Annotated in this window: 2 protein-coding genes; both read right to left on the bottom strand. The window is 74.9% G+C overall.

Annotated features, from left to right (window positions below; all coding sequences use genetic code 11):
• Nucleotides 1–1,359: glucose-6-phosphate dehydrogenase (locus ACIQOV_RS34230; RefSeq protein ID WP_401054694.1), on the bottom strand; the 1,359-nt coding region annotated here is incomplete at its 3' end.
• Nucleotides 1,356–3,185 (bottom strand): glycoside hydrolase family 15 protein, encoded by a 1,830-nt coding sequence (locus ACIQOV_RS34225; RefSeq protein WP_401054695.1) that lies wholly within the window; start codon nt 3,183–3,185, stop codon nt 1,356–1,358. The genes ACIQOV_RS34225 and ACIQOV_RS34230, both read right to left, overlap by 4 nt.
• Nucleotides 3,186–3,227: the final 42 nt, after the last annotated feature.

Here is a 3,227-nt window from a genome sequence, read left to right as displayed (position 1 = left end):
CTGCGGTGGCGGGCCCTGCGAGCCGGCCGGGTACTCCTCCAGCGGCACCAGGCCCCGCTCCCAGCCGGTCAGCACCGGTTCGAGCACCCGCCAGGCCTCCTCCGCCTCGTCGCCGCGGATGGACAGCGCCGGGTCCCCGTTCAGGACGTCCAGCAGCAGCCGGCCGTAGGCGGGCAGCTCCTGCGGGTCCATCCGCGCGGTCATCGAGAACGGGGCCAGCCCGTGGGCGTGGGCGCCGATGCCGGTCAGGTCCAGGGTCAGCCCCTCCGGCTCCAGTTCGAAGCGCAGCACGTTGGGCCGGGCCTCCTCACCCTGGCCGAACGGCAGGTGGGGCACCGGGCGGAAGTGCACCGCGACCTCCTTGCGGTCCTCGCCCAGGGCCTTGCCGCTGCGCAGCCGGAACCTCGTCCCGGCCCACCGCCAGCTGGTCAGCTCCAGTTCCACCTCGGCGAAGGTCTCGGTGCGGCGCTCCGGGTCGACGCCCTCCTCCTCGGCGTAGGCGGGGACGTCGCGCTCCCCGATCCGGCCGGGCAGGTAGCGGGCCCGGCGGGTGCGGTGCACCACGTCGTGCTCGGTCAACGGCCGTACGGAGCGCAGCACGTCCACCTTGCGGTCGCGCAGGTCCCGTTCGCCGAGCGTGATCGGCGGCTCCATGGCCACCAGGCAGAGCAGCTGCAGCAGGTGGTTCTGGATCATGTCCTTGAGCGCCCCGACCTGGTCGTAGTACCCGGCCCGGCCCTCCAGCGCCAGCGTCTCGTCCCAGACGATGTCCACCTCGGAGATGTGGGTGCTGTTCCAGATCGGCTCCAGCACCCGGTTGGCCAGCCGGCTGCCGAGGACGTTCTGGACGGTCGTCATGGCCAGGAAGTGGTCGACCCGGAACACCGCCCGCTCCGGCAGCAGGTCGGCGAGCAGCCGGTTCAGCTCCTGGGCACCGGCCAGGTCCTCGCCGAACGGCTTCTCCAGCACGATCCGGCTGCCGGCCGGCAGGCCCGCCGCGTGCAGGGCGGTGATCACGGCGGGGAAGAGGGCCGGCGGGAGGGCGAGGTAGACGGCCACCGGCCCCTCGCCGGCGACGACCGCGGCCACGTCCGCGGGGTCGGTGACGTCGGCCCGCCGGTAGCGGACGGCGGCCGCCACCGCCTCCCTGGCCCCGGCCGGGAGGTCGCCGGCGTGCCGGTCGAGCCGGGCCGCGGCCCAGCCGCGGTACCGCTCGGTGTCCCAGTCCTCCCTGCTCGCGCCCGTCACCCGCAGCGAGTCGCCGACGTGTCCCGCCGCCCGCAGCGCGGCCAGCGCCGGCAGCAGGAAGCGGGCGCTGAGGTCCCCGGTCGCGCCGAGGATCGCGAGCCGGTCGATCATCCCCGCCCTCCGGCCCTCGCCCGGCCGAGGCTCACGCCGCCGGCGATGATCCCGATGTGGCTGAACGCCTGGGGGAAGTTGCCCATGAACTCTCCTGTGGACGGGTTGATCTGCTCGGACATCAGCCCCAGCGGACTCGCCCGGGAGCACAGCGAGTCGTACAGCTCCTCCGCCTCCTCGATCCGGCCCTGGCCGACCAGGTTCTCGACCAGCCAGAAGCTGCACAGGACGAAGGCGCCCTCGTCGCCCGGCAGGCCGTCCGGGGACTCCTCGTGGAGGTAGCGGTAGAGCAGCCCGCCGCCCGCCGACAGGCGCTCGGCCACGGCCGCGGCGGTCGCCACCATCCGCGGGTGGTCGGCCGGCACCACCTGGCGCAGCGGGAGCGCGAGCAGGCTCGCGTCCAGGGCGCCGCCGCCGTCCAGGTGGGCGCTGAGGGTCCCGGCGTCCTCGTCCCAGGACTGCTCCAGGATGAGCCGGCGCAGCTCCTCGGCCGAGGCGCGCCAGCGGTCCGTCCCGGCGGGCCGGCCGAGCCGCTCGCCGATCCGCGCGGCCCGGTCCAGCGCCACCTGGCACAGGCCCGCCGAGTAGGTGAACACCCGGCCCTCGCTGCGCACCTCCCAGATGCCCTGGTCCGGCTGCCGCCAGGCCTGCCCGGCGGTGTCGGCCAGCTTGGCCAGGCCGGCCCAGAGCGCGGGCTGGATCTCGCCGCCGGCGCGCAGCCACTGCTCGGCGCAGTCCAGGATCTCGCCGTACACGTCGTGCTGGCGCTGGTCGGTCGCGCCGTTGCCCCAGCGCACCGGGGCGGAGCGCCGGTAGCCCTCCAGTTCGCCGTCCTCGATCTCGTCCGGCACCGGGCCGCCCCGCAGGTCGTACATGATCCGGGGCCCCCGGCTGGCCTCGAAGGCGTCCAGGACCCAGCCGAGGAAGGCGTCGGCCTCGCCCCGGAAACCGATCCGGCGCAGCGCGAACACGGCGAACGCCGCGTCGCGGATCCAGCTGTAGCGGTAGTCCCAGTTGCGGATCCCGCCGATCGGCGCGGGCAGCGAGGAGGTGGGCGCCGCGACCAGCGAGCCGTTGGCCCAGTCGTCGCAGAGCTTCAGGGTGATCGCGGCCCGCCGGACCAGGGGCTCCTGGGGGCCGTCGTACGAGAAGTGCCCCATCCAGCGGCGCCAGGCCTCGGCGGTGCCTTTCAGGGTCGCGTCGGTGTCGAAGCGGTGGTGGCGGTGGAAGCGGCCCCAGGACAGCACGAGGTCCAGGCGCTCGCCCTGCCGCAGCTCGTGGGTGCTGTGCAGGCCGGTCAGCGGACGGTTGGAGCGCAGGTGCAGGCGCAGGTCCGGGCGCCGGTGGGGCCGCACCTCCAGTCCGCTGAACAGGGCCCGGGTCTGCGCGCCGCCGCGCGGCTCCAGTTCGGCGCGCAGCCGGACGGTCCCGTCCAGCACCACGGCGGAGCGCACGAGTTCGCCCCGGTCGGCCGGTACGTCGTCGGTGAGGTCGGCGCCGGAGCGCAGGGTCAGCGCGTCGGTGACGCGCACCAGGCCGGTGGGGCCGCGCAGTTCGGTGATCAGGACGCCGGTGTCCGGTTCGTAGCGCTGCCTGGCCTCGATGAGGTCCTCCGGGGCGAGGGTGAAGTGCCCGCCGCGCGCGTGGTCCAGCAGGCCGCAGAACAGCGGTTCGGAGTCGAACCGGGGCAGGCACAGCCACGGGATGGCACCGTCCAGGCCGACCAGGGCGGCGATCGCGCCGTTCCCGATCAGGCCGAGGTCCTCCAGCGGCAGGTAGCCCTGGCGCCGGCGCACCGGCCGGAACGGTGGGTCGGGGTCGTGCATGCCGCCTCGCTTCCGCAGTGCCGGGGGGAGTCGGTCGAAGGG

Source organism: Kitasatospora sp. NPDC091257 (assembly GCF_044757675.1).
GTDB classification, from domain to species: domain Bacteria; phylum Actinomycetota; class Actinomycetes; order Streptomycetales; family Streptomycetaceae; genus Kitasatospora; species Kitasatospora lactacystinica.
The sequence above is the reverse complement of the archived record's forward strand: the minus strand, read 5'-3'. Positions and strand labels throughout refer to the sequence as shown.